Genomic DNA, 21,909 nt, shown 5'->3' with positions numbered 1-21,909 from the left:
CGGCAGTGGCCGCGCCCAACATCCAGGGCGCTTATTTACGTGACAGCAGCAAGCCCAGCACCAGACCGACCGTCGCACCAATACCCACGCTGTGCCATGGGTTTTCACGCACGTAACCGTCGGTGCGGCAAACCGCGTCCTTGGCTCGCGCATAGTAGGACTCGGTAGTATCAGCCAGTCGCGACTTGACCTCGCTCAATGCCTCTTCGGCATGTGACTTGATGTCGATATAGGCCTGATCGGCGCGATCGCCTGAGTACTTCAACACTTCTTCCAGCGTGTCGCTCAGCATTCTCAGATCGTCATCGAGCGTGGTTTGATCCCTATCCGTATTTCTCGCCATGTTAAGTTCTCCGTGATTAAAAATGATACGGTCCTTAACTATAGACAAGGATCGCCGCTCTTCGCCATCAGACTATTGGGTGACTGCTCACCGCCGTAAACGGCGAGGCTTCCCACTTCTCAGGCCGCAACCGTCGATATGACAGATTTACGCTGGCCTCCGTGGGCAGAAACGACGAGTCCCGCCGCCTGTAAATCCGTTATACCCTTGCGTTGGATGTTGATGGCCGCGTTAATATCGCGGTCATGCTCAACACCACACGCCGGGCATGGCCAGATACGTTTATTCAGCGGCATTTCCGCCATTTTATAACCGCAACAATGACAGGTTTTAGTGCTGGCAAACCATTGATCAATTTTCACCAGATGTTTGCCGGCCTGCTCCGCTTTGTATTCCAGTTTCATCACGAACCCAAACCACGACGCATCCGCAATGTGCCGCGACAGCTTGTGATTTTTCATCATGTTCGCTGCTTTCAGTGTCTCAACAATGACCGCTTGGTTTTCGTCAACCAATGTACGAGACAATTTATGCTGGAAGTCAGCACGGGAATTCGCCACATGCTCGTGGCATTTCGCCACAAGTAAACGCGCTTTTGCCCGGTTTGCACTGCCTTTTATCTTTCGTGACAGCGCTTTTTGTTTGCGCCGCAGATTACGGCTGGCACGTACCAGAGGCCGTGGGTTGGCTATTTTTTTGCCGTTCGACTGGATCAGGTAATGGGACAGGCCCAAATCACAGCCGATTACGTGGGTTATCAGTACGGGTTTGGCTGGCGCGGCCAGCCCATCGTCACAAAGTATTGCGGCGTAATATTTTCCTGTCGCACCACGGCTGACGGTAATGCTGGACACCTTCCCGATAATATCGCGATGAATAACCGCTTTAATTGGTGCCATTTTTGGCAACTGGATCGCGTCGATTAACACTTTGCCGTTGGGGTGATAGCTGGATTGTTTGCCATGTTTGCGCTTAAAGGTGGGGAAACGAGCTCGTCGCTTGAAAAAGTGTCCAAAAGCGGTATCAAGATTAATCACCGCCTGTTGTAACGCCAGTGAGTCATAGTCTTTCAGCCAGTGGTAACGGCGGGACCTTTTTCCTACAGCCAGTAATGGTTTCAGGTCACGCTTAACACTGACAGAGATGCCGTGCCGCTGGTACCTGTGGCGGCTGATATGCAGAGCCTTGTTGTACGCAAAACGCACCGCGCCAAACTGAGCATTCAAGAATGCTTCCTGTTCGGTCGTCGGGTACAGGCGTACTTTAGTGGCTCTTTTCATCATGGACGCTCACATATAATAAGCTTGTACTGTATGACCTTAGGAAACATTTGACCAGAAAATGTGCATCGCTATAAATTGACCGGTTATCTTCGCCATTGCCATTGGGGCAGCAAATGTGTTGTCCATTCTGGACGAGTTTTTATCTCACCACAGCGCAACAATCGAAACACTGAAAACCTATGTACCATCGCAGAAAATACCTGATTAGCTCCCCTTATATCCCCGCCCGAGGGGGCGAGGGTTTACGGGGCAAATACTAAAATCAGAACACCAGTTGCACTTTGGCCGCCTGACTCTTGTCAGCGGCAAAGGCCAACGCCTGCGCCAGTTGCTGGTTATCAAACTCGGCCGAAAGCAGCGGCAGTGGATTGACTGTCCCTTCCGCTAACCAGGCCACCGCCAAATCAAATTCTTCAACAAAACGGAACGAGCCCAGCAAGTTCAACTCTTTGGCGATCAGCAACATCAACGGGAAATCCGGGAAACTGCCCCCCATCCCGACCTGCACGACAGTGCCCCTGGCACGGGTGACTTCCAGACAGCGCTGCAACGACGACGGATGGCCGGAGACTTCAAAAGCGATATCAAAGTACCCCTTTTCCTGCTGATAGAAACTAAAGTCGTCATTACCGGCATGCAGACAACGGGTTACCCCCATTTTCTGGGCAATATCCAGGCAACGTGGGCTGAGATCGGCACAGACAATTTCGCCGGCACCCAGCGCCTTCAATGCCGCCACCAGCAGGCAGCCAATTGGACCAACACCGGAGACAAACACCTTTTTCCCTGTCACTGCGCCGGGCTGCTTCGCCGCATGTATCGCCACCGCCAGCGGTTCGGCAAACACCATCACCTTTTCATCACGATCGGCGTCAAAAGCAATACATTGCGCGCTATCGACCACTTTGTACTGGGTGAAAGCACCGTCAACATGCGGGAAGTACATCGCGCTGCCGAAGAAACGCATCTGAGTACACTGATTTTGCTGATCTGCCAGACAATACTTGCACTGGCCACAGGGCTTGCTGGGGTTTAACGCCACTTTCTGCCCCACAGGCAGTCGCACAGTGTCACTGGCCACCACTTCACCGATCACCTCATGGCCGAGCACCATCGGCTGGCGCACCTGGAAACTGCCGACCTTGCCTTCCTGGTAATAATGCAGGTCGGAACCGCAGATACCACCACGGGTGATTTTCACCAGTGTACCGACCCCCTGATAATCCACTTCCTGCTCCACCACCGCCACGTCATATTTGCCGTTCACCACGCAGGATTGGGTTTGAATTTTCATCATGATTTTCTCCTGAGCAGGCGGCTATACCGCAGCGGACATGCCGCCATCGACAAACAGCAGCTGACCATTAACAAAATCGGAAGCTTGGGACGACAGGAACACCGCCGCACCAATCAGCTCTTGCGGGTCACCCCAGCGGGCGGCCGGGGTGCGCTTGGTCAGCCAGGCGGTAAACTCCGGGTTGTCCGCCAGCACCTGAGTCATTTCGGTTTTGAAGTAGCCCGGCGCGATGCCATTGACCTGAATGTTGTAACGCGCCAGCTCAACGCACATGCCCCGCGTCAGCATTTTTACCGCGCCCTTGGAGGCGGCATACGGGGTGATAGTGTCGCGGCCCAGTTCGCTCTGCATCGAGCCAATATTGATAATTTTGCCGCTTTGGCGTTGTACCATATGGCGAGCTACGGTTTGCGACACTATAAATACCGCCTTCTGGTTAACGGCGATAATGTCATCCCAGTCTTTTTCAGGGAACGCGGTAAAGGGATGGCGGCGCTGGATCCCGGCGTTATTGATCAGCACATCAATGCCGCCGTTTTCCACTTCAATCCGTTCAATGGCGGCATGGATAGCCTGCGAATCGGTGACGTCAAAAGCCGCAGCATCGGCGCGGAAACCTTCTCGCCGCAGTGTTTCAAGGGCGCGCTGGGCATTCTCCTGGGTAGTAGCATTAACCAAAATATGGGCGCCGTACTGTGCCAACCCCCGCGCCAACAGAAAACCAATGCCCCGAGAAGCGCCGGTAATCAGTATTTTTTTGTTATCCAGTGAAAATAAATTGTTCATAACGTTCCCCGGCGATGTCATTTGGATAGGACTGACGCCTATCTCAACGGATCATCGCCGGTAAAAACGTGATAAAGATCACTTAAAATCGTGTTACTAAAAGCTGTTACCTTTAACGTGACGCCACGCATCACAGCGTGACCGATAATTAATTCATTTCATTGAAAAATAGGGTTTTTATACTTTACAACGTCGATTGTTATCACCAGATCGATTTGTTAACATGGCAGAATTCACGATCTTTCCGCCCCACCCTGTTAAGGCCACTGAATGAAGAACCAACGCGTCACGCTGCAGGATATTGCACTGCTCGCCGGTGTGACCAAAATGACCGTCAGCCGCTATCTGCGCACGCCGGACAAGGTGGCTGCCGAAACCGCTGCGAAAATTGCCCAGGTGATGAAAGAAGTTAACTTCACCGACAGCGATGAGGCGCGATCGTCCCAAAAGCCGCGCATTGGCGTGCTGATCCCCTCCTTCAACAACCAGATTTTTGCCGATCTGTTGGCCGGCATCGAATCCATCACGCTTGAGCACGGTTATCAAACTCTGGTGGTTAACTATGACTACAGCCGGCAGCGGGAAGAGGAACACATTATCCAGCTGCTGGCCTACCCCATCGCCGGGTTGATCCTCACCGATTCCGAGCACACTCTGCGGGCGGAAAAATATCTGGCGGCGACTAAAACCCCGGTGGCACAGGTGATGAGCCTTGAAGGGCCCGAGGGTCGGATCGCCGTGGGGTTCGATAACTATCAGGCGGGTTTTGACATGACCGAAGCGCTGCTCGCCAGCGGGAAACGCCAGGTGGTTTACTTTGGTGCCATGTCCGACGCACGCGACACCAAACGTTTCCAGGGCTACTGCCGGGCGATGGAAAATCAGGGACTGACGCCACGGCAAATCACGCCGCATCGGGTCTCGTCAGTCTCGGTCGGCTCCGACATGCTGGCGATGGCCCGCCAGCTCTACCCCGATCTGGACGGCATCTTGTGTACCAATGACGATCTGGCGGTTGGCGTGTTGCAGGCGTGTTTGCGGCTCGGATTGCAGGTTCCACAGGACATTGCGCTGTCAGGTTTTCACGGTCTGGATATTGGCAAGGCCACCACGCCGGGCATCGCCAGCGTGATCACCCCAAGGTTTGATATGGGTAAAGTCGCCACAGAGATTTTACTCAAACGCATCAAAGGGGTGCCATGCATCGAGCGCGTTGACCTGCACTATCGCATTTCACTCGGGGGCACCATTTAAATCAGCGGTTAACATGCTCGGTAACAGCACCCGTTTGTTTCGGTTTCTCGTTGCGTGCTGCCAGCCAAAGACCGCTGTTTTTCATCGCGTAGCCGAACACCAATCCCACCAGTAGAGACAGGGTCACCAGCGGCCAGTCGCCACCACCGGCGAAGGTGGCACAGGCGCCAATAAAGGTACCGGGTACAAACGCCAACCACTGCTGCTTTGCCTGAATACACATCAGGAATGCCACGGCGCCGGTCAGCAGGTAGCCGAGGAGGCTCAAGCCTGGGGCCAACTCACTGCCGTGAATAATCACCATTGCCCAAAATACCCCACTGCAACAGGTTAGCGCGCTGGTCAATAACCCTTTTAACCCCCCCTGCGGGCAAGCGAAGTAGGCCGTACAGCCGAGGAAACCAGCCCAGCTAATCAACCCCAGGCTGACGGCCACCCAGCCCCAAATGCCGGAGAGGATCCCGGTTGTCACAGCAATGGCAAAAATAACGTTCATAAACCGACCCGCAGCAGAGAAAGCGCGCAGTTTACTCGAAAATCGGCATTTTTATGTGATGCATTTCACATAAAATATGTAATGAGAAACATGAAAATTACAGAGATGTGGAATTTGTCACAAAAAAAACCAGCGTGGCAAGCACGCTGGAAATAACACACAACAACACCAGGGAAATCGGTTCGCCACATTGCGCAGCGAGAACATATTAATTTCAAGTTTCAGTCAGCACGACCTCAGCTTAAAAGAGCAAGAATATTTCAGCGCGGGAAGCCCGCACGGGTCACCATAAAGCTCAAAATCAAGCACACCACGGCACTGACCATAAATAACAGGTTGACCGCCAGATGCAGGCTGGCATGGTCGATCACTACCCCCAACAGAATGGGTACCCAGTTGGCGATATAAGCAATAACATAAAACAGCGAAATCAGTCTTGCATGGCTGGCCTTCGGCGAAATCAGGTTCACCAGCGTGGCGCTGCCGACAAAAATTGCCCCGTAGGCGTACCCTGCAATCACCATACCGGCACTGGCCAGGGCCAACGAGTGAATTTGAATCGCTTCGGCGAACACCACTACCGACAACGCCTGCGCCAGACAGCCAAACATCAGCGAATGACGGGCATTAACGCGACGGCTCAGGATTTGGCTGATACCGGCAATCACCAGGTAAACCGCAATCACGTAACCATAAACGCCGCGGCTATGCATGCCCAACAGCTTTTCCGACACGCTCGGGCCAATCGCCAAAATGCTGGCGGCCACCGCCCAACAGATAAACAATGCACCGGCACACAGGTAGAACTTACCACCGGTCGCACGCAGGCCGTCAGCCAATGAACTTTTTTCCGCTGCGCCATCAGCCGCCGTCGCCCCACTTAACGGCGCGACCACAACTTCAACCGGCCATTTCAGCATCACGCCCAGCGCAGCCACAGCCGCCACCGCCATAATGATAATGAACGGCAGCGAAGTGGTATGGAACCCGGTTTGCAGCGCCACACCGCTGAAAATCGGCCCCAACGCCAGACCGGTGGTAAACGACAGCGTGGCAATCAACGCCGCATTTTTACCGCCGTCTTTCGGCCCAAAACGTACCAACGCAATATTGGCCGCACCGGTTAATGCCCCGGTGCCGATCCCGGCCAGCAAACGCGCCATAAACATCATCAGAAACGAATCGGCCATCGAGAACAGCAAAGCCCCGGCCAGCACCACCAGCAACGCCGGCACAATCATGCTGCGCAAGTCTTTGACCTTACCGGCCATGTTGCCCACGCCGAACAGTGAGATCAGTACGCCGGCGGCATAGGCGCCATAAATGACCGTCAGGCTGACCGAGCTTAACGCCAACTCATGTTGATAAAGCGGATAAAGCGGCGTCGGCGCACTGCTGTTGAGCAGTGCAGACATTAATGCCAGCGCTAAAAACAGCAGAATGGCAAAATGCGACGTGCCCGAATTCGCTTTAGCCGCTTCATCAACAGCCACACCTTCAGACATTTTTCTCTCCCGAAACAATCTGGATAAACGCTAAGTCCTGAAACCAAACTCATCAGGAAACGCGTTTATCATACCTTTCGGGTATAACCGTCAAAATAGCCAAGAATGCATCATAGTGATTCATTAATGCATTCTGTTGAATGCAAAATTACACGGCCTCAGCCTTGGTGACCTTCGCTGGGGCGCGTTTCAAAATAGCCAGCGCACCGGAAAGAATAATCAACGCCATGCCGCCTGCGGCAATATAAGACAGTTTCTCGCCAAACAGCAGATAACCGAGCAGCGTGGAGAAAATGATGGTGCTGTAGGACAGAATGCTGACTATCACCGCGTTGCCGCTGCCATAGGCACGGGTCATGGTGATTTGCCCCAGGCTGCCGAACACGCCGATAGCACAGACGCACAGTATCATGGCGCTATCAAGCGTACTGAACCCCACCACCGTGGTCATCACAGCGCCCACGACCGTGCCCACCAGTGAGAAGTAAAACACCACCCGCAGCTCCGGCTCGCCCGTGCGCACCAGCTTGCCGACGTTAAAATAGGCCAGCGCAGTCAGCAGGCCGGAAAGCAGGCCAATCAGCGTGGCGGCATACTCCCCGTTCGGCGTATCAGGCCGCAGCAATACCAGAATGCCAATAAACCCCAGCAGTACCGAGAACAGCAGTTTGCCGGTCAACTGGCCTTTGGAGGTGACAAAGGCGATCGCCGACTGAAAGATTGGGTTGGTATAGCCCAGCGTGGTGGCGGTGGCGATCGGCAGATGGATCAGCGAGTAGAAGCCACAGTACATCGCCGCATTGCCGATGGCGGCACGCTTCATATGCAGGCCCAGATGCCGGGTGCGAAAACCGAGTTTTTTAACCTGAATTAACGCGGCAACGATCAGTACGTTAATCACAGAACGGTAAAAAATGATGTCGAAAAAACCGACCTTGGCCGAAGCCAGTTTGATGCTGGCCCCCATCAGCGCAAAGAACCCGCTGGCGACAACCATCCACAAAGCAACCATGATTTCCTCGGAGTGCCGCCCCAATGGGCGACAAAATAAAACGGGGCGAATTGATTCGCCCCCTACGGCGACAGCACCGCAGCGTGAACGTATTATTCGGCGGCTTTCACCGTCAAGGGCTTGTTATCAGCGCAGGCAAAGAATACCAGCATCTCGGCACCTTTATCGCCGGAAACGCCCTGATGCACGATATCTACCGTGTCGGTAAAAGAGTCGCCCTGCTTGAAGGTGTGCTTCACGCCGGTTTTCTTAACCGTCAGTGAGACGCTGCCACCGGTCATATACACCGCGCTAATGCACGGATGGGTATGCCAGGCGAGCACCTTATTCGGCTCTACCGTGACCTTCAACATGGTGATCTGCGGGGCACCGGCCGGATAGTGCTGGTACGGCGATCCCTCCCACGAGGTCTCGGTTTTCAGCAGGGTTTCCTTGGTAATGCCTTCGCCGTGATCGTCAGCGGCCTGTGCATAGCCCTGAAATGCCATCATTAATGCCAGAAGTGTCAGTTTATACATCGTTATCGCTCCATGACTACTGTAAGTAAAATAGAATGGCGTGATACAAAGGATAATAATGACGACTCCCGCAATAACAGGGCTACGTCCTTACAAGCCTTTGATACGCTGCTCGTATTCTACGATGCTCTCGGCATAGTAGCGATTAGGCGCCACATGATTTCCCACCAACACTTCTATCAGGAACGGGCCTTCGTGCTCAGCCGCCGCGACCAGTGCCTCGTCCAGCTCTTCCAGCGTTGCCGCTGTGGCGGAGGAAACCCCCAGACTGTTGGCGAAGGCCTTCCAGTCGTGGTTTGGCAAGGCCGTGTAGTCCGCCGATACGCCACGGTTCTGCAAGGTGTCGATATGCATCGCCCCGTGTGCACAGTTGTTCATCACCACAAAGGTCATTTTGACCTGATAACGGGCGGCGGTCTGGATCTCCATACCGTGCATCAACATGCATCCATCGCCGGTGACCACCACGCAGTCGCGATGTGGTGCCGCCAGCTTGATGCCAATGCCGGCGCAAATCGCCCAGCCCATAGGTGCCAGGGAACTTGAGGTATGGTAATCACCACGCCCACTGGCCAGCCAATGGTGCGCCATAAAGATACGGTGCGCACCGGAATCGACCACTACGTTGGTGTCCTGGCCCATCCGGCTGCGAATGCGTTTGATGGCATCGCCGGGGTACATATTGGCTTCACCCAGGGCCAGGCGCGCCTGCAAATCGGGCTGCTGTTGCTCCAGTGGCAGTTGACGCACCTGTTCAAGCCAGCCATTGCGCAGGCTCTTGATGGCGACCAGATGCTCATCTTCATCGCTGACCGCATCCAGCAGGTGCTGCAGCGTGCCGGTCAGGCTGGAGAAAATCTGCATGTCCGGCTGATAATGCGAACTGACCTTGTCGAAATCCTCATCGATCACCACCAGCGTTTTGGTGCCATGCAGCCGTGGATTCCAGTTCAGGCTGTCGCGCTGGCTGAGATCGCAGCCCAGTACCAGCAGCACATCAACCTCGTCACCATTGATGGTTTCCACCGCGCGGGTATGACCTGCGAAACCATACAGCCCCAACGCCAGCTCGTGCCCTTCGGGAAAAGCGCCCTTGCCGGACAGCGTAGTGGCAACCGGCAAGCGGTATTTCTCCGCCAGGCGCAGCAGCAGTGCGGCATCCAACGGATTATTCATGCGGTTACCCACCAGGCAGGCAACGTTCAGCCCGCGCAGCAGATAATCATCCAACACCTGATCCAGCGCCTGTTGGTCGATCGCCGCTTCACGGCACTGTGGCGTACGCTGTGGGGTGGCTTCGTAATTGCCGGCCACCGCTTTCTTTTGCATATCGACCGGCACGCTTAAATAAGCACGGCCTTTCCGCTGGGTGTTCAGGCAGGACAAACTGCGCCGCAGCTCGTGCTGCAACGTAAGATTATTTTTCACTTCTATCGCGGCGGACAGCAGCGGTTTGACAATAGTCAGCTCATCAATGCCGCTATTGCTGCCGTCCTGGAAAGCGCCCTGCGCTTCGTGATAAGTGGCGATACCGCCGGCCAGATACAGCACCGGGATTTTATCGGCCTGAGCCGCGGCCATCGCCGGCAGGAAATTCATGGTGCCGGGGCCGGAGATGCCAAGACAAACGCCAAACTTGCGGCTGGCACGGGCGTAGCCGTCGGCCATAAAGCCGCAGGCGGTTTCATGAGCGCCGACGATGCCGCTAATGGCCGAATGTTCAATGGATTTAATCAGTGGGTACACCAGCTTGCCGGGTACCAGGAATATGTGCTGAATGCCGCGTGCTTCAAGACCCTGGATAATCACATCGGCGTTTGTTTGCTCCGCCGCTTTCGTGCCGGGCGTGGCAATAACCCTGACACCGTCCGCAGTTGCCAGTGCTACGGGGGTGTATAACTTCTCTGCGTGAGACTCCATTTTTAATGTCCAGTCGTGGTTGGCCAACCTGATTCAGAGTCGATCCCACCAGGCTGTTAGCCAACAGAGACAGGCTCTCATGCGCATCTGCTTTCGCGTTTAAGGTAACATTGGCACAAAACGTGCGCCAGATCACAGCATAAACGTTGATAAGGATAAAGATTGTCGGGTAAAAATAAAGATGCAAAATTGCTTCACGTTAATGCATTTATTCATATCCTGAAACATAATAAATAATTATGATACCAGCCCTGACCTGTCGCCTAAACCCGTGCCCATAAGGTTGCGCAAGAATGAACACCGACAAGGCCGATAAGCCAGAATAAAGGAAATGGCATGATGAATTGGGATGATGCACGCTTCTTCCTTGCAGTAGCGCGCTGCGGCACTTTACGAAAGGCCGCCAATGAACTACACGTCGACCAGGCCACCGTCGGACGGCGCATTACCGCTTTTGAAGAGAGCCTGGGGTCCAAGCTGTTTATCCGCACGCCGAAATCATTCTCCCTCAGCCCTCTGGGAGAAGAAATGCTGGCAGACGTGATGAATATGGAAAATGCAGTGCAGGCGATTGGCCGCAAAGCCACCAGCGGCGACGACAGCCTGTGCGGTAACGTACGCATCGCCACCACCGACACCATGGCCGAGGCCTTTGTCATTCCAGCCTTGAAAGCGCTGCGGGAGCAACACCCGTTAATCACCGTCACCCTGCTGACGGCGGTGAATATCTCTGATATTTCCTACCGAGGAGCGGATTTGGCGATCCGTGGCGCACGGCCTGAGTCCGATGAGCTGATTATCAAACGTATGGCAACCATCGAAATGGGGCTGTATGCAACGCAGGACTATCTCGACAAACACGGACTGCCGACCAAGGGCGACCACCTGCGCGGCCATGATCTGCTGATGTTTCCACGCGAGCTGGTGCCGCGCCACTGGAACGACTTTTGTGGCGAAGCGCTGATCGACCCCAACGTAGTTTTGCAGTGCAATTCACAGTTGCTGTTACGCTCGGCAACGCGTAACGGATTGGGCATCGGCCTGCTGTCCTCCTTCCTGGCGGACAAGGATCCTGATCTGGTACGCATTTTCCCGGAGAATAAAGACTGGGTAGATATCTGGCTGGTGCTGCACCCCGATCTGCAGCGTGCCGCGCGGGTGCGTGCCGTAGTGCAGGCGCTGGAAACCTCGTTTCAAAACAATCCCGGTTGATCTCACCCGCGCCATAAAAAAAGGTCGCCGAAGCGACCTTTTTTATTGCCTTGATGCCAATCAGAACATCGGCTGTGCCATCTGCACCAGCGTAATCAGCGGCTGCGGATAAACACCCAGCAGCAACACCAACGCGGCGGAGATCAACACGACCACACCGCCTGCGGTCAACGCCCAGTTGTTCGGGGTATCGCGCTGCAGCGCTTCCGGCGCATTGAGGAACAGGCTGACGGTCACACGCAGGTAATAGTACAAACCAATGGCACTGCCCAGCACGACTGCGCCGGTCAACCACCACAGGTGAGCACTGACGCCCATCGCGATAACAAAGAACTTACCGATAAAGCCCAGGGTCATCGGGATACCGGCCAGTGACAGCATCATCACCGTCATTACGGCAGACAGAATTGGCTTATGCCAGAACAGACCACGGTAGGAGAACAGTGAATCGGCGTCCGGGCCACGGTACGGGCTGGACATCAGGCTGACTACGCCAAACGCGCCCAGGCTGCTGAACAGGTAACCGGCCAGGTAAACCCCGGCGGTTTCCAACGACAGCTGATGGGTTTGCACCGCAATCAACGCCACCAGCAGGTAACCCAGGTGGGCGATCGACGAGTAACCCAGCAGACGCTTGATGTTGGTCTGGCTGATGGCCATCAGGTTGCCGAACAAAATGGAGCAGACGGCAATGATCGACAACACCATGCGCAGCGCTTCGTTGTCGGCGGCCGGCGCATACAGGAACAAACGCATCACCACGGCGAAGATTGCAATCTTGCTGGCGGTCGCCAGGAAGGTTGAAACCGGCGCAGGCGCACCCTGATACACATCCGGCGTCCACAGTTGGAACGGCACCAGCGACAGCTTGAAGCCCAGACCAACAATCATCATGCCCATACCCGCCAGGATCAGCGGCTGGTGCATCATGTTTTCTTGCAGGCTTTTGCCCAGGCCGGCCAGTGACAGGTCACCGGACTCGGCATACAGCAGCGCCATACCAAACAGCAGGAATGACGACGCGGCAGCGGACAGCAACATGTACTTGATGGCCGCTTCCAGCGGACGCTTCTGGCGGTAGGCATAGCCCACCAGACCGAACAGCGGCAGCGAGATCAGTTCAATACCGAGGAACAGCGACGCCAAATGGTTGGCGCTCGCCAGCAGAATGCCACCCAGGGTAGCAATCAGCACCAGCAGGTAGAACTCTTCGCGGTTGTCCGGGTAACCGACCAGCCAAGGATAGGCAAAGGTACAGGTCGCCAGACTCGCCAGTATCACCAGCCCGGTATAGAACATCGAGTAGCCGTCAACCCGCAACAGTGGGGTGACGTCCATTGGGCCTGCCTGGCCGACAAAGTACAGCGAAAGCAGCGCCAGGTTTAGACCGATCACGGTCAGGGTGGCGTTGATGAAGTGGTCGCGTCGCCACGCAATGCCTAGCATCACAACCACCACCGTCAATCCGACGATCAACAGTGGTAACAATGCGATCAGTTGTTGAGGAGTTATTGTCATGGCGAATTACGGCCTTGTTGTTGAAATTGCTGAAACTGACGAACCAAACCAGTGTTGCACGTTGCTCATCGCCGCATTGGAAGTATCCAGAATCGGCTGCGGGTAAACCCCCAGCAGAACCAGTAACACCACCAGCAGCAGAATGATGAAAAGCTCACGCGCGGTCATGCCCGGCAACGGTTGGTCAGACTTGGCTTTGCCGTAATAGGCGCGCTGCATCATGATCAACGAGTAAACCGAAGCAAACACCAGACCGAAGGTAGAAATCACGGTGATCACCGGCACAACCTGATAGCTGCCGAACAGGATCATGAATTCACCGACGAAGTTACCGGTACCCGGCATCCCCAGGGTCGCCACTGCGAAGAACAGCGACAGCGCAGGAATGTATTTGATACGCCCCCACAGGCCGCCCATTTCACGCATGTCACGGGTATGCAGACGTTCGTACAGCTGGCCACAGATGATGAACATACCGGCCGCAGACAGACCGTGCGCAATCATCTGGATCACCGCACCCTGGTAAGCCAGTTGGCTGCCGGTGTAGATAGCGATCAGCACGAAGCCCATATGGGAAACCGAGGTGTAAGCAATCAGACGCTTGATATCGGTCTGCGCAAACGCCATCCAGGCGCCGTAGAAGATACCGACCACACCCAGCCACATGGCGATTGGCGCAAACTCGTGCGATGCTTCCGGGAACAGCGGCAGGCTGAAACGCAACATGCCGTAGGCCGCCGTCTTCAGCAAGATCCCCGCGAGATCAACAGAACCTGCGGTTGGCGCCTGGCTATGCGCATCAGGCAACCAGCCATGCAATGGCACCACCGGCATTTTCACCGCAAAGGCGATGAAGAAGCCCAGCATCAATAGGTATTGCACGTTATGGGACATTGGCGTCTGCAGCAGGTCTTCGTAATCGAAGGTCCACACGCCGGTCGCGTTATAGTGCACGAACACCAGGCCCATAATGGCGATCAACATCACCAGACCACTGGCCTGGGTATAGATGAAGAACTTGGTAGCCGCAGTGATACGGGTCTTCCCGTCCGACGCCTTGTGACCCCAGAGTGCAATCAGGAAGTACATCGGCACCAACATCATTTCCCAGAAGAAGAAGAACAGGAACATGTCGATGGCGAGGAACACGCCGATTACCCCACCCAGGATCCACAGCAGGTTCAGGTGGAAGAAGCCCTGGTATTTCTGGATTTCACGCCAGGAACAGAGGATCGCCAGCACGCCCAGCAGGCCGGTCAGCACCACCATCAGCAGTGACAGGCCGTCCAGCGCCAGGTGGATGGAAATACCAAAGCGTGGGATCCACGGCAGCAGGAATTCAGACTGCCACTGCGGAATGCCTTTCGGCGTAGTCAATGTGTAGCCACCCTGCATCCACAGATACAGAGAAAGCGCCAATGTCAGCCCCATTGCGATCAACGCAATCCAGCGCGGCACCTTAGTACCGAAGCGCTCAAACTGCCAGCACAGCAGACCGCCAATAAAGGGGATAAGAATTAGCCAAGGTAATAGCATGGCGTTTTGTGTCCCTTATTCTACCCTTCGCCTTTCAAGCTGGTGCGTTGTTGGCTACGTATGCTCATCCCAGTCACTTACCTAAGTAAGCTCCTGGGAATTCACACACTTGCCGCCTAGCCCCAACTTGAAATCCTTGGGTATAAAGCAAAAACATTGTACATAGCGCCAAGTTAACGTGCGCTATGCCCGATAATTGTGTCTGCGTTCTCTGTTAAACCAAAATCAACAGAGCCAGCACCACCACTGCACCCACACCCATAGACGCTATATACCAACGCACCTGACCGTTCTCGCTCACTGTCAGACCTCGGTTCCCCCAGCGGGAGAAGATGGCCGGCAGATTCATCATCGAGTTCAGCGGATCACGCTGCAGCAACTTCGCAATACCCAGGTACGGCTTGACGAATACTTTGTCGTACAGCCAGTCGAAGCCCCAGGCATGGAACCACCAGGTCGAGAAGAAACGCCCCGGTGCGCTATTGGCAATGCGGGTCACCAGGCTACGTTTGCCCAGCCACAGCGCCGCCGCCAGCAGGATGCCGACAATAGCCACTACGCCAGAGGTAATCTCCAGTTGCAGTACGCTACCGTGCGCCAGCTCGGTGGTGTCTGGCAGTACGCCCTGCAGTGGCGGAACGATCATCGCGCCAACGAAGGTGGACAGCACCAGCAGAACCAACAGCGGCAGGTGGTGAGTGATGCCAAAACCTGCATGCGCTTTGATTTTCTCTTCGCCATGGAACACGATGAAAATCATACGGAAGGTGTACAGCGAGGTCATGAACGCACCGACCAGACCGGCAATCATCAGGTTGATGTGACCGTTAGCCATCGCACCGGCCAGGATCTCATCCTTACTGAAGAAGCCTGCGGTGATCAGCGGCAGTGCCGACAGCGCAGCGCCGCCCACCAGGAAGCAGACGTAAACCAGCGGAATGCTCTTGCGCAGGCCGCCCATCTTGAAGATGTTCTGCTCGTGATGGCAAGCCAGGATCACCGAACCGGAGGAAAGGAACAGCAGCGCCTTGAAGAACGCATGGGTCATCAGGTGGAAGATAGCCGCATCCCACGCCTGCACGCCCAACGCCAGGAACATGTAGCCAATCTGGCTCATGGTGGAGTAGGCAAGCACGCGCTTGATATCGGTTTGCACCAGTGCGGCAAAGCCGGCCAGCACCAGGGTCACTGCCCCGATAATGCCCACCAGATGCAGCACTTCCGGCGCCATCAGGAACAGACCGTGAGTACGGGCAATCAGGTAAACGCCCGCGGTCACCATGGTTGCTGCGTGGATCAGTGCAGAAACCGGGGTTGGACCCGCCATCGCATCTGCCAGCCAGGTCTGCAACGGCAACTGCGCCGATTTACCGACCGCACCACCCAGCAACATCAGGGTAGCCCAGGTGATCGCCGTATCGCCAACCGCCAGTTTTTGCGGTGCCAGGATCATCAATTCGCGGATGTTCAGCGTGCCCAGCTCGTTGTAGAGGATGAACAGCGCAAATGCCAGGAACACGTCACCGACGCGAGTCACGATGAAGGCTTTCATCGCCGCCGCACCGTTGGCCGGATCCTTGTAATAGAAACCGATCAACAGGTAGCTGCACAGGCCCACGCCTTCCCAACCCAGGTACAGCAGCAACAGGTTGTCTGCCAGTACCAATACCACCATGCTGGCGATAAACAGGTTGGTGTAAGCGAAGAAGCGTGAGTAGCCCTCTTCACCGCGCATGTACCAGGAAGCGAACATGTGGATGAAGAAGCCCACGCCGGTCACCACTGACAGCATGGTCAGCGACAGGCCGTCCAGCGTCAGGGTCACACCGATATTGAAGTTACCGACGCTCATCCAGTTCCACAGGCTTTGCTCAAACAGCTGCACGCCGGTGGCTTTCTGGGCGAAGAAGTCCATACCCACGTGAACCGTGACCAAAGCAGCCAGGCCGATAGAGCCTACGCCGACGATTGCCGAGGTGTTCTCAGACCAGCGGCCTCGGGAAAAGGCCAACAGCAGGAACCCGATCAGCGGTAGCAGAATAGTTAAATATAATAGGTTCATCCGCGCATCTCACTGACAGTATCAATATTCAGGGTATGACGACGACGGTAAAGCTGCAGCAGCAGTGCCAGACCAATACTGGCCTCGGCGGCTGCCAGGCTGATCGCCAGGATATACATCACCTGCCCGTCCGGCTGGCCCCAATAGCTGCCCGCCACGATAAATGCCAGTGCCGCGGCGTTGATCATCACTTCCAGACTGATCAGCATAAACAGCAGATTGCGACGCACCAGCAACCCGGTCAGACCCAGGACGAACAGAATTGCCGCCAGGATCAGGCCATGTTGAAGAGGGATCATGCTTGCTCCTCCGATTTTCTTCTCGCCATTTCGCTACTGGCCGGGGCGTTGCTCAACACCTCACCCGGTTTGTGCTCACGGCCAATGTGGAAGGCAACAACCAGACCTGCCAACAGCAGCATTGAAGCCAGCTCAACCGCCAGAACGTAAGGACCAAACAGGCTGATCCCCACCGCTTTAGCGTCAACCATCTCACCGCTGATGCCCTGATCGGACACGCTGCGGATAGCGACAATCAGCACCACCAACAGCGCCAGCGACAAGATGCCAGGGCCGATCCACACCGACGGTTTGAGCCAATCGCGCTCTTGTTGCTGCACCGCGTTGCCGAGGTTCAACATCATCACCACGAACACGAACAGCACCATGATGGCACCGGCGTAGACAATGATTTCCAGCGCCGCGGCGAAGTAAGCGCCGAGTGAGAAAAAGACTGCAGAGATCGCCAGTAACGAAACGATCAGATACAGCAACGCATGCACAGGATTGGTATGCGAGATCACGCGAATTGTCGCGATCACCGCAATAAAACCTGCCAGATAAAAGGCAATTTCCATGCTTGCTGGCTCCTTAAGGCAACAGACCTTTGACGTCGATCGGTTTGGCTTCGTTTTCGGCTTCGCCCTTGGCTTTGCCGTCAATCGCCATACCGGCCATCCGGTAGAAGTTATATTCCGGATATTTACCCGGCCCCGAGATCAACAGATCTTCTTTTTCGTACACCAGATCCTGGCGCTTGAACTCACCCATTTCGAAATCCGGCGTCAGCTGAATGGCGGTAGTTGGGCAAGCTTCTTCGCACAGGCCGCAGAAAATGCAGCGCGAGAAGTTGATGCGGAAGAACTCCGGATACCAACGGCCATCTTTCTGTTCTGCTTTTTGCAGCGAGATACAGCCCACCGGGCAGGCAACCGCACACAGGTTACAAGCCACGCAGCGCTCTTCGCCGTCCGGATCGCGCGTCAGCACGATGCGGCCACGGTAGCGCGGCGGCAGGTAAACCGGTTCTTCCGGATACATCTGGGTTTCGCGCTTGGCGAAGGCGTGCAGGCCTATCATCCAAATGCTGCGCACCTGGGTGCCGAAACCAACCAATAACTCTTTCAATGTCATGGTTTATTCACCCCTTATTGAGCGTTGTACAAAATGACTGCGGCAGTCGCCAGCAGGTTCAGCAGCGTCAACGGCAGACAGACTTTCCAGCCGAAGGACATCACCTGGTCATAGCGCGGACGTGGCAGAGCAGCACGAATCAGAATGAACATCATCATGAAGAAAGCCGTTTTCAACGCGAACCAGATGAATGGCGGTAGGAAAGGCCCCTGCCAGCCACCGAAGAACAACGTCACAATCAGGGCAGAAACGGTGACGATACCTATGTATTCACCCACAAAGAACAGCCCGAACTTCATGCCGGAATATTCAATGTGGTAACCGTCAGCCAGTTCCTGCTCGGCTTCCGGTTGGTCAAACGGGTGACGGTGACACACCGCCACGCCGGCAATCGCAAAGGTAATGAAACCAAAGAATTGCGGGATGACGTTCCACATATGCGCCTGAGATTCAACGATCGCCTGCATGTTGAAGGAGTCCGCCTGCGCTACCACACCCATCAGCGACAGGCCGATGAACACTTCGTAGCTCAGGGTTTGCGCAGAAGCACGCATTGCCCCCAACAGTGAGTATTTGTTGTTGCTCGACCAGCCGGCGAACAGCACGGCGTATACCGCCAGGCCGGCCATCATCAGGAAGAACAAAATACCGATGTTGAGGTCGGACACCGCCCAGGTCGGGCTGACCGGGACGATGGCAAATGCCAGCAACAGGGAAGTAAAGGCGATCATCGGCGCCAGGGTAAAGATCACCCGGTCGGAGAATTTCGGTACCCAGTCTTCCTTGAAGAACATTTTGATCATGTCGGCGACCAGCTGCAGCGAGCCACCCCAGCCGACACGGTTTGGTCCATAACGGTTCTGGAACAGACCGAGCAAACGGCGTTCGCCGAAGCTCATGAATGCCCCACAGGTGACGACGACCAGCAGGATCACTACCGCTTTAACAATGGAGATCAGAATGTCGATCACCTCAGGGGTAAACCAGCTCATCGTGTCGCCTCCCGCAGATTTTCAACCGTTGCACCCACCAGTACCGGCGGGATCCCTGGCAAGCCGAGCGGTAAGCCCACCTGGCCCTGGGTCAGGGTTTCACTCAGACGCACCGGCAGACGCAAGGTCTGGCCCGCACAGCTGAACTCCACCAGCGCACCGGCATTGACGCCCAGCGCAGCAGCATCGGTCGGATTGACCATCACATAGGCCTCCGGCATGCGCTGCTGAATCACCCCGGAACGCTGTGACATTTCATCACTTCCGAACAGGTGGTAATACGGCGCAACACGCCAGCCTTGCTGTTGACCGAAGGCGGCAGGCACGCGGTCGAAGTAACCCAGCTTGCCCTCCCCCGCTTCTATCAAACGCACGCCCGGATCGCCATGACGCAGCTTGCCGCCCACTTCGGCCTGGAACTTGTTCCATGCCTGCGGTGAGTTCCAGCCTGGTGCCCAGGCGAATGGGATCTGTTGACGGTCGGCCAACGGGCTGTTGTTCCCTTCCATTGAGAAGGCGAACATGGTGTCTTTATCCTGCGGCTGACGCGGTTCGTGCACGCTGATATTGGCGCGCATCGCCGTACGGCCACTGGAGCGAATCGGAGAACGCGCCAGTTTCTGACCGCGGATACGGAAACTCGCGTCCGGTGCGGCGTCCACAATGCCCTGCAACTGCGGCAACGCGGTAACACAGGCTTCGATAACGTGATCAAGCTGCGTCCAATCCACGTGGCGGCTGGTATAGGTGGAATGCAGCGAGTGCATCCAACGCCAACTTTCCAGCATCACGGTGTAAACGCCTTTCTTCGCGTCGTCGTAGTACGCCGGATCGTAAACCTGGAAGAAACGCTGGGCGCGGCCTTCCTGATTAACCAGAGTACCGTCGCTTTCCGCAAAGCTGGCCGCCGACAGGATCAGATTAGCTTTATCCATGATGGCGGTACGCTGATGATCGACCACGATCAGGTTACTGACCTTGGCCAGTGCAGCGTCCACTTTCGCCGCCGGCGCATGCCGGTAGAGATCGTTTTCCATCACGATGGCCGTGTCGGCTTCGCCGCTTTCCAACTGGATCAGCGCCTGATCGAGCGAACCGCCGCCGATCATCGACAAACCGATGCTGTTGGCGGCGCTGGCTACGAAGGTGATGCCAACGTCAGAACCGCGATCCTTCAGCGCCTTGGCGATGTTGGCCGCCGCTTCGATGATGGCTTCGCTACCGGCGTTGCTGCCGGTGATGATCAGCGGTTTACGCGCGTCGGTCAGCGCCTGCACGATGATGTCGACTTTCTTGTTCAGGCCGTCAGCCAAATCGTTGACTGCCGGTGCCGCGTTATCCAGCGCATGGGCAATAGCGAAGCCGAAGCGCGCCTGCTCATCCACCGGTGCACGGTAGTTCCATGCCGCGATGTCGTCCAAACGGGTGTTATCCACGTTGGTGACAAACAGCGGGTGTTTGGCGTGCTGGCCGATGTTCTGCACCGCAGCAATCTGCCAGTCGGCAACGCGTTGGGCCGCAGCCATGGCGCGAGCCTTGCCCTTCACCGCCTGACGTACCGACAGGGCAATACGAGCGCCGGTCTGGGTCAAGTCTTCACCCAATACCAGCACCGCATCGTAACCTTCGATTTCGCGCAGCGCAGGCGTGTGAACGCCGCTGTTTTGCAGCACGTTCAACATCAGGTCCAGACGGCCCTGTTCGGCCTGCGAGATACCGGTATAGAAGTTCTCGGCACCGACCAAATCACGCAGTGCGAAGTTACTTTCCAGGCTGGCGCGTGGTGAGCCAATGCCGATGGTTTTCTTCGCCTGACGCAGGATGTCCGCCGCGCCCTGCATCGCCTGCTCGGCGTTCAGGGTGATCCAGTCGTCGCCACGCAGTTGCTGTGGCTGGCGCGGACGATCTTTCTGGTTCACATAGCCATAACCGAAGCGGCCGCGGTCACACAGGAAGTAATGGTTCACGCTGCCGTTATAACGGTTTTCGATACGACGCAGTTCGCCATAGCGCTCGCCCGGGCTGGTGTTACAACCGATGCTGCACTGCTGGCAGATGCTTGGCGCAAACTGCATGTCCCACTTACGGTTATAACGCTCGGAGTGGGTTTTGTCGGTAAACACACCGGTCGGGCACACTTCCACCAGGTTACCGGAGAACTCGCTTTCCAGCGTGCCGCTCTCGGTACGACCGAAGTAGACGTTGTCGTGCGCGCCGTAAACACCGAAATCAGTGCCGTCCGCATAGTCCTTGTAGTAGCGCACACAGCGGTAACAGGCGATACAGCGGTTCATCTCATGCGAGATAAACGGCCCCAGCTCCTGGTTGTTGTGAGTACGCTTACTGAAACGGTATTTACGGAAGCTGTGGCCGGTCATTACTGTCATATCCTGCAGGTGACAGTTACCGCCTTCTTCACATACCGGACAGTCGTGCGGGTGGTTGGTCATCAACCACTCAACCACGCTTTCACGGAACTGTTTGGCTTCGCCATCGTCGATGGAAATAAAGGTTCCATCGGATGCCGGTGTCATACAAGACATCACCAAACGGCCACGCGTATCTTCCGCGTTTTGGTATTGCTTTACCGCACATTGGCGGCAAGCGCCGACGCTTCCCAGCGCCGGATGCCAGCAAAAGTAAGGAATATCGAGCCCGAGGGAGAGACAAGCCTGCAGCAGGTTGTCGGCCCCATCTACGTCGTATTCTTTGCCGTCTACATGAATCGTAGCCATAGTCAGCATGCTTCCAAGTGGCCTGCCT

Annotated in this window: 19 protein-coding genes; 2 read left to right on the top strand and 17 right to left on the bottom strand. The window is 55.7% G+C overall.

What is annotated here, in order from left to right:
- Positions 1-31: 31 nt before the first annotated feature.
- The 4 genes from elaB to idnO all read right to left on the bottom strand — a co-directional run bounded on the left by elaB (position 32) and on the right by idnO (position 3,709).
- Entirely contained in the window at positions 32-343 is a 312-nt protein-coding gene (gene elaB / locus OCH02_RS01020; RefSeq protein WP_026142458.1) for a stress response protein ElaB, read from the bottom strand.
- Between the two features lie 119 nt (positions 344-462).
- Positions 463-1,623, bottom strand: coding sequence for an RNA-guided endonuclease InsQ/TnpB family protein (locus OCH02_RS01015; RefSeq protein WP_261430776.1), 1,161 nt, complete (start codon positions 1,621-1,623; stop codon positions 463-465).
- A gap of 265 nt (positions 1,624-1,888) precedes the next feature.
- On the bottom strand, positions 1,889-2,920 hold the full coding sequence (gene idnD, locus OCH02_RS01010; RefSeq protein WP_261430775.1) for an L-idonate 5-dehydrogenase: 1,032 nt from the start codon (positions 2,918-2,920) through the stop codon (positions 1,889-1,891).
- A 24-nt stretch (positions 2,921-2,944) separates the two neighbouring features.
- Entirely contained in the window at positions 2,945-3,709 is a 765-nt protein-coding gene (gene idnO, locus OCH02_RS01005; RefSeq protein ID WP_261429304.1) for a gluconate 5-dehydrogenase, read from the bottom strand.
- 270 nt (positions 3,710-3,979) lie between these two features.
- Here idnO and OCH02_RS01000 point away from each other — a divergent pair, with 270 nt between their 5' ends.
- The gene (locus tag OCH02_RS01000) at positions 3,980-4,963 is read left to right on the top strand and encodes a substrate-binding domain-containing protein (protein ID WP_261429302.1); all 984 of its coding nucleotides are present in this window, start codon (positions 3,980-3,982) and stop codon (positions 4,961-4,963) included.
- A 1-nt stretch (position 4,964) separates the two neighbouring features.
- Here OCH02_RS01000 and OCH02_RS00995 read toward each other — a convergent pair whose 3' ends face one another.
- From OCH02_RS00995 to OCH02_RS00975, 5 genes are all read right to left on the bottom strand, one after another.
- On the bottom strand, positions 4,965-5,459 hold the full coding sequence (locus tag OCH02_RS00995; RefSeq protein WP_261429300.1) for a DUF1097 domain-containing protein: 495 nt from the start codon (positions 5,457-5,459) through the stop codon (positions 4,965-4,967).
- A gap of 260 nt (positions 5,460-5,719) precedes the next feature.
- The gene (locus tag OCH02_RS00990; RefSeq protein WP_261429297.1) at positions 5,720-6,964 is read right to left on the bottom strand and encodes an MFS transporter; all 1,245 of its coding nucleotides are present in this window, start codon (positions 6,962-6,964) and stop codon (positions 5,720-5,722) included.
- Positions 6,965-7,112: 148 nt separating this feature from the next.
- Positions 7,113-7,976: a DMT family transporter gene (locus OCH02_RS00985; protein ID WP_261429296.1), complete on the bottom strand. Its 864-nt coding sequence runs from the start codon at positions 7,974-7,976 to the stop codon at positions 7,113-7,115.
- A 92-nt stretch (positions 7,977-8,068) separates the two neighbouring features.
- A complete protein-coding gene (locus OCH02_RS00980) occupies positions 8,069-8,494 on the bottom strand; it encodes a cupin domain-containing protein (protein WP_017893486.1) in 426 nt (141 codons plus the stop codon).
- Between the two features lie 90 nt (positions 8,495-8,584).
- On the bottom strand, positions 8,585-10,414 hold the full coding sequence (locus tag OCH02_RS00975; RefSeq protein WP_261429295.1) for a thiamine pyrophosphate-binding protein: 1,830 nt from the start codon (positions 10,412-10,414) through the stop codon (positions 8,585-8,587).
- Between the two features lie 336 nt (positions 10,415-10,750).
- On the opposite strand from OCH02_RS00975, the gene OCH02_RS00970 reads away from it, so the two are divergent.
- Positions 10,751-11,626: a LysR family transcriptional regulator gene (locus OCH02_RS00970; protein WP_153859670.1), complete on the top strand. Its 876-nt coding sequence runs from the start codon at positions 10,751-10,753 to the stop codon at positions 11,624-11,626.
- Between the two features lie 60 nt (positions 11,627-11,686).
- Here the strand turns inward: OCH02_RS00970 and nuoN are convergent, their stop codons facing one another.
- From nuoN to nuoG, 8 genes are all read right to left on the bottom strand, one after another.
- Entirely contained in the window at positions 11,687-13,144 is a 1,458-nt protein-coding gene (gene nuoN, locus OCH02_RS00965) for an NADH-quinone oxidoreductase subunit NuoN (protein WP_261429294.1), read from the bottom strand.
- A gap of 6 nt (positions 13,145-13,150) precedes the next feature.
- Entirely contained in the window at positions 13,151-14,680 is a 1,530-nt protein-coding gene (gene nuoM, locus OCH02_RS00960; protein ID WP_012146012.1) for an NADH-quinone oxidoreductase subunit M, read from the bottom strand.
- Positions 14,681-14,894: 214 nt separating this feature from the next.
- Positions 14,895-16,742 carry an NADH-quinone oxidoreductase subunit L gene (gene nuoL, locus OCH02_RS00955; protein ID WP_261429292.1) on the bottom strand — a complete coding sequence of 616 codons (1,848 nt, stop codon included), beginning with the start codon at positions 16,740-16,742 and terminating at the stop codon, positions 14,895-14,897.
- Positions 16,739-17,041: an NADH-quinone oxidoreductase subunit NuoK gene (nuoK, locus tag OCH02_RS00950; RefSeq protein ID WP_012146014.1), complete on the bottom strand. Its 303-nt coding sequence runs from the start codon at positions 17,039-17,041 to the stop codon at positions 16,739-16,741. Before nuoK ends, nuoL begins: the two co-directional genes overlap by 4 nt.
- Positions 17,038-17,598, bottom strand: coding sequence for an NADH-quinone oxidoreductase subunit J (gene nuoJ, locus OCH02_RS00945; protein WP_174353862.1), 561 nt, complete (start codon positions 17,596-17,598; stop codon positions 17,038-17,040). The genes nuoK and nuoJ overlap by 4 nt, the downstream gene beginning before the upstream one ends.
- Positions 17,599-17,611: 13 nt before the next feature.
- Positions 17,612-18,154, bottom strand: coding sequence for an NADH-quinone oxidoreductase subunit NuoI (gene nuoI / locus OCH02_RS00940; RefSeq protein WP_004947256.1), 543 nt, complete (start codon positions 18,152-18,154; stop codon positions 17,612-17,614).
- A gap of 14 nt (positions 18,155-18,168) precedes the next feature.
- Positions 18,169-19,146, bottom strand: a complete 978-nt coding sequence (gene nuoH, locus OCH02_RS00935; RefSeq protein WP_261429291.1) for an NADH-quinone oxidoreductase subunit NuoH — start codon at positions 19,144-19,146, stop codon at positions 18,169-18,171.
- The gene (nuoG, locus tag OCH02_RS00930; protein ID WP_261429290.1) at positions 19,143-21,881 is read right to left on the bottom strand and encodes an NADH-quinone oxidoreductase subunit NuoG; all 2,739 of its coding nucleotides are present in this window, start codon (positions 21,879-21,881) and stop codon (positions 19,143-19,145) included. Before nuoG ends, nuoH begins: the two co-directional genes overlap by 4 nt.
- Between the last annotated feature and the right edge of the window lie 28 nt (positions 21,882-21,909).

It is taken from the genome of Serratia quinivorans (assembly GCF_946227985.1).
GTDB classification, from domain to species: domain Bacteria; phylum Pseudomonadota; class Gammaproteobacteria; order Enterobacterales; family Enterobacteriaceae; genus Serratia; species Serratia quinivorans_A.
Note: the sequence above shows the minus strand (reverse complement) of the source record. Positions and strands in the feature narration are given on the sequence as shown.

Bases quoted from the DNA above. Each gene is read 5' to 3' on its own strand.
- OCH02_RS00990 (WP_261429297.1), bottom strand. From the start codon at position 6,964: ATGTCTGAAGGTGTGGCTGTTGATGAAGCGGCTAAAGCGAATTCGGGC.
- nuoK (WP_012146014.1), bottom strand. From the start codon at position 17,041: ATGATCCCTCTTCAACATGGCCTGATCCTGGCGGCAATTCTGTTCGTC.
- OCH02_RS00970 (WP_153859670.1), top strand. From the start codon at position 10,751: ATGATGAATTGGGATGATGCACGCTTCTTCCTTGCAGTAGCGCGCTGC.
- elaB (WP_026142458.1), bottom strand. From the start codon at position 343: ATGGCGAGAAATACGGATAGGGATCAAACCACGCTCGATGACGATCTG.
- OCH02_RS00980 (WP_017893486.1), bottom strand. From the start codon at position 8,494: ATGTATAAACTGACACTTCTGGCATTAATGATGGCATTTCAGGGCTAT.
- nuoL (WP_261429292.1), bottom strand. From the start codon at position 16,742: ATGAACCTATTATATTTAACTATTCTGCTACCGCTGATCGGGTTCCTG.
- idnD (WP_261430775.1), bottom strand. From the start codon at position 2,920: ATGAAAATTCAAACCCAATCCTGCGTGGTGAACGGCAAATATGACGTG.
- OCH02_RS00985 (WP_261429296.1), bottom strand. From the start codon at position 7,976: ATGGTTGCTTTGTGGATGGTTGTCGCCAGCGGGTTCTTTGCGCTGATG.
- nuoN (WP_261429294.1), bottom strand. From the start codon at position 13,144: ATGACAATAACTCCTCAACAACTGATCGCATTGTTACCACTGTTGATC.
- OCH02_RS00995 (WP_261429300.1), bottom strand. From the start codon at position 5,459: ATGAACGTTATTTTTGCCATTGCTGTGACAACCGGGATCCTCTCCGGC.
- nuoH (WP_261429291.1), bottom strand. From the start codon at position 19,146: ATGAGCTGGTTTACCCCTGAGGTGATCGACATTCTGATCTCCATTGTT.
- idnO (WP_261429304.1), bottom strand. From the start codon at position 3,709: ATGAACAATTTATTTTCACTGGATAACAAAAAAATACTGATTACCGGC.
- nuoM (WP_012146012.1), bottom strand. From the start codon at position 14,680: ATGCTATTACCTTGGCTAATTCTTATCCCCTTTATTGGCGGTCTGCTG.
- nuoI (WP_004947256.1), bottom strand. From the start codon at position 18,154: ATGACATTGAAAGAGTTATTGGTTGGTTTCGGCACCCAGGTGCGCAGC.
- OCH02_RS00975 (WP_261429295.1), bottom strand. From the start codon at position 10,414: ATGGAGTCTCACGCAGAGAAGTTATACACCCCCGTAGCACTGGCAACT.
- nuoJ (WP_174353862.1), bottom strand. From the start codon at position 17,598: ATGGAAATTGCCTTTTATCTGGCAGGTTTTATTGCGGTGATCGCGACA.
- OCH02_RS01000 (WP_261429302.1), top strand. From the start codon at position 3,980: ATGAAGAACCAACGCGTCACGCTGCAGGATATTGCACTGCTCGCCGGT.
- OCH02_RS01015 (WP_261430776.1), bottom strand. From the start codon at position 1,623: ATGAAAAGAGCCACTAAAGTACGCCTGTACCCGACGACCGAACAGGAA.
- nuoG (WP_261429290.1), bottom strand. From the start codon at position 21,881: ATGGCTACGATTCATGTAGACGGCAAAGAATACGACGTAGATGGGGCC.